5 protein-coding genes are annotated in these 3750 nt (G+C 60.0%); 2 read left to right on the top strand and 3 right to left on the bottom strand.

Annotation, left to right across the window (positions count from 1 at the left end):
• Positions 1 to 23: 23 nt before the first annotated feature.
• Positions 24 to 797 carry an alpha/beta hydrolase gene (locus KH616_RS22820; protein WP_292252171.1) on the top strand — a complete coding sequence of 258 codons (774 nt, stop codon included), beginning with the start codon at positions 24 to 26 and terminating at the stop codon, positions 795 to 797.
• Here KH616_RS22820 and KH616_RS22815 read toward each other — a convergent pair.
• The 3 genes from KH616_RS22815 to KH616_RS22805 all read right to left on the bottom strand — a co-directional run bounded on the left by KH616_RS22815 (position 794) and on the right by KH616_RS22805 (position 2594).
• Positions 794 to 1756 (bottom strand): helix-turn-helix transcriptional regulator, encoded by a 963-nt coding sequence (locus KH616_RS22815; RefSeq protein ID WP_292252170.1) that lies wholly within the window; start codon positions 1754 to 1756, stop codon positions 794 to 796. The genes KH616_RS22820 and KH616_RS22815 overlap by 4 nt on opposite strands.
• 31 nt (positions 1757 to 1787) lie before the next feature.
• On the bottom strand, positions 1788 to 2279 hold the full coding sequence (locus KH616_RS22810) for a hypothetical protein (RefSeq protein WP_292252169.1): 492 nt from the start codon (positions 2277 to 2279) through the stop codon (positions 1788 to 1790).
• A 126-nt stretch (positions 2280 to 2405) separates the two neighbouring features.
• Positions 2406 to 2594 (bottom strand): hypothetical protein, encoded by a 189-nt coding sequence (locus KH616_RS22805; protein ID WP_292252168.1) that lies wholly within the window; start codon positions 2592 to 2594, stop codon positions 2406 to 2408.
• A gap of 896 nt (positions 2595 to 3490) precedes the next feature.
• Here KH616_RS22805 and KH616_RS22800 point away from each other — a divergent pair.
• The coding region (locus KH616_RS22800; RefSeq protein ID WP_292252167.1) for a hypothetical protein at positions 3491 to 3750 on the top strand (260 nt) is incomplete at its 3' end.

The raw sequence follows: 3750 nt of genomic DNA, 5'->3' as shown, positions 1-3750 counted from the left end.
CAATCGCCAATCGGGAGTAGCGCGTGAATCAGCCGACCACTCTGTTCCTGCATGGGGGACCCGGACTGTCCGCCATTGTGGAGCGTGAACTGTACGGCAACAGCCTCGATATCCACTGGTGGGACCAGCCACATTTCGAGGTACTCTTTGCCAAGCCGTATCAGGCGCTGCTCGACGACACTCTGCTCCAGGCCAGACGGTTGGCCGGTCAGGGCAAGGTGAATCTGTTGGCCCATTCATTCGGTGCGCGCATCGCCCTTGACCTCGCCACTCGAATGCCGACGTGCATTGGCACCGTGACCCTGCTAGCGCCAACATTTGATGTGGCCGAGGCACTGGCTCGCTTAGCCGAGCACCTCGCGCCAACTGCCCCGAATCCGGCTCGGCTGCTTTCGGTTGCACATCGAGCGAAACGCCCCGGTACCAGCTTCGCCGACGTTTGGACACTCGTCGAAGCCATCCGTGATGTGCCAGATTTCCTGAGCGCCTACTGGGGAGCCGGCTCCGAAGAGCGCCGACTCTGGTTCTACGATGTGATAGCCACGAAACCGTGGGTTGACTTCAACACTTGTAAAGTCATCCTTGAGGACTTTTGGAAAACGCCGACGCTGAATATACAAACCGTCGTAACCGGCCCGGTCACACTCGTCCTCGGGACACAGGACGTCCTGGTGGATGCGCCGACAGCCGAACATGCCTGGCGCCGCTATTTCCCGCGCGCAACCACACGACTGTTGAATGCGGGGCACTTCATGCATCTCGAAAAGCTGCCGTCCGAGTGGTTGCCGAGTAATTAGGGGCTGGCAAGCCGCAACTGCGCGGCAAGTTCGGCGTTGTTGTGTACGCCCATCCGGTCATGAATCGCCCGCAGGTGATTGTTCACTGTCGCTGGGGAAATCTTCAGCGTTTTCGCCACTTCTTTATGGGTCAGGCCGGCGGCCACGAGCTCGGCAATTTCGCGCTCTCTGTGAGTCAGACTGTCGAGCGCCTCGCGGGCGCGCACCTTCAGGAACATCAGGTGCTTCGTAATGCAGGGGGTCACCACGATTTGGCGCCCGGCGAACGGCTGGTATGGCGTCGCGAGCAGATGCCGGAAAAGTTCGCGCGGCACCACGTGCCGGGACGCGCCCGGCCATTCCGTCTGCAACGCCTCGCTGAATCGCGGTTCCGCGAAACATAGCACCCCGCCCAGGTCCGCCACCGCGACACTCCATCGGCCGCCGCCCGCCTCACGGTAACGCTCTGCCTGTAGCGTCTGGCTAATCTTGAGTGCCTCCTGGAGATGTGGAAACACCGCCTGCATCAATTGACGCTGGGCCTCGGAGAAGGCTCGTTCTTTCGAGGCGCGATATAGCGAAACGGAGACCAGCACACCCGTTTCAGGATTATGGAATCCGGTGACAAGGCCATGCTCGTGACCATAACGCAGCGCGTAGTCTTCCAGTTCTTTCGAATGTCGGGATTGCTCCGGCAAGTAGCAATTCACGGTGACACCAGGGTGCGCCATGCAGTAAAAAGCGACCTTGTCCTGGTCACGCACTGGTGCGTAGTCATGCAAACTGTCCGGCGAGTCGTTGAAGAGATACGGCGCGTGAAACACCACACCCTGCGCGTCGCGGATTCCCGAGCCCCATCGTGCTGCATCGAAAGGCAATAACGCCTTGAGCAACGTGAGGGCTTGCTCCTGGAATTCCTCGAGCGGAACCTCGCGTGCGCTGCGATACAGAGTCAGCAATAGGTCGCCCAAGCCGTCCATGTTCCCTCCATCAACACTCACTGGACAGGGTCTACAACAACAAAGCCCCCAACCGCACCAGCTCTGACTGGCGTGTGCAGGACAAACGGATGCACTGCCCCCAGGAAGTCGGCGCCGCGAACGATGTCGCGTTGCCCTGCTGGGCGCTGGTATTGAGCGCAGTCAATAGTCCCGCGATAACGTCCGGACGATAATGGGTCAGGATGTGCTCGGAGCTACCGAGCATGCCGGCTTCGCGCAGCATTTCAACGACGCGAGTCGAGCAGCGCTGAATCCGGCCATTCGGGCTCGCAATGAAGGTGGCCTCACCCAGCCCGCTGAGCGTGGCTTCGAGCGTTTCGAGTTGCACATTGCCCTGCCGCTCACGCTCGGCGATGGCGTGAGCAAGTATGCGCAAGTACGTCGCCACGCGGCCATGAGTGAGACTGTCGATCGCGTGTTCCTTCGCGGTCTGCCGCTGAAAGCTGATAGCCGCGCGTCGGTCGGGGCCGCCAAGAATCACAAAGGCCATGATCTGACGCATACGATGGCGCGGCATGTAATCGGCATAGAACGGATGCCGAGCCGCACCCCCTCTGCGTTGCAGCTCGAAGGTATCCCACCATTTTCCGGCCGGACTGCGCAGCGCCGCCTCCGCGATGGCATCGTGCTAGTAAGCATGCTCGCAATACTCTTTCTCGGCCGCTGCGTCAAAACCCTGATGACGCATCAGCAACAAGTCCTGCTCGCCGCCGAACATGATGAGCGAAGCTGCATCCGAACCGACGACCGCGCGCGATGCAGTCAGGATGTCATCCCATGGCGGTATCGGATCCTGGATATGGCGAACCGCTTCCATGGCAGTCTTGAGTGCCGTTTGGCTTCCCACCCCCCACCCCACGCTGACATTTCGTGGTTTCAGACACGGCCGACAATGTGTATTCGTCCGCTGGTGCTGCGATTAATTTTAGTGCGACCGCAAGCGGAGGCTGAGCTAGATTTGGGGTGGGTTTATACGGTAATGGCCATCGTCCCTTGATCCATGAACCCGGCACATTCGATATCCGGCAAGAAGTCGGCAGAATGCCGCCGGGTCTCATCCGACGGACTCATTCCGAAACGCGCCTCCGGCCATGTTGTGTAGTTGAAACATTTCTGTGGGTTCGGCCGCGATTCATACCGCCAGATCACAGTGGCGCGACCGATGCACAGCTCCGCTCTTTCTCGCCGATTCCCATCTGGCCTGATACTCCGCCCCCCCCGCACCGACGACCCGACGTTTCTCGCCTGAAACAAAGTCGCCTTCCGAAGGTTTCATCGCCGTATCGCTGGCGACCGGGCCGCCCCAGATCCATTGGTATCTCCGGGGTTGGTCTGCAACTTGCATCATTTCTCCCACGCGCCAGGTATCCCTATGCCAAGACGGCTCAATGGGCGCGACAAACAATCCAGCGGGGTCGGGGAAATCATGTCCAAATATCTATCAGCCATCGTGCGGCGGCTGTCTCGCATCACGTTTCCCGTTACTCATTGCATGGCGTCGGCAGCGCAGCCGCGTCTCGCCCATGCCAAATGCGTCGATACGCGCCATGCATTCGCCGAACGCCGCGAAGCCCCCTGGCGATAGCGGAAAACCGGGAAAGCGCATGGAACACCGACGGTGAAATACGGTAACGGCCGTGATGCGTTCGGGCAGGCGCACGGCTGATTGCGATTGCCCGATGCGGGTTCGTTCATTATCTCGGGGAGGTCAACATGGTGAACTGGATCAACCGTTGGGCGATGCGTCACGCTCCCACACCGGAAAAAACCGCTGCGCCGATGCTGGTGACCGCGCGCATGGAATTGTTCACTGCGGAGCAGCGGATCATCGATGCGAAATTGCAAGCGGATTACTGGCGCACACGCGTGGCGTTTCTCGAAAAAGTGCAGAAGCAAGGCATTGATCCATGGGTAAGCGCGCAGCCATCGCAATGGACTGAGGCCGAATCAACGCCCCGCAACATCAGCCCGCG

Source organism: Burkholderia sp. (genome assembly GCF_018375725.1).
Classification (GTDB): Bacteria; Pseudomonadota; Gammaproteobacteria; order Burkholderiales; family Burkholderiaceae; genus Burkholderia.
Note: the sequence above shows the minus strand (reverse complement) of the source record. Positions and strands in the feature narration are given on the sequence as shown.

Coding starts and splice junctions, on each gene's coding strand:
- KH616_RS22815 (WP_292252170.1), bottom strand. CDS start 1,756: ATGGACGGCTTGGGCGACCTATTGCTGACTCTGTATCGCAGCGCACGC.
- KH616_RS22810 (WP_292252169.1), bottom strand. CDS start 2,279: ATGCGTCAGATCATGGCCTTTGTGATTCTTGGCGGCCCCGACCGACGC.
- KH616_RS22805 (WP_292252168.1), bottom strand. CDS start 2,594: ATGGAAGCGGTTCGCCATATCCAGGATCCGATACCGCCATGGGATGAC.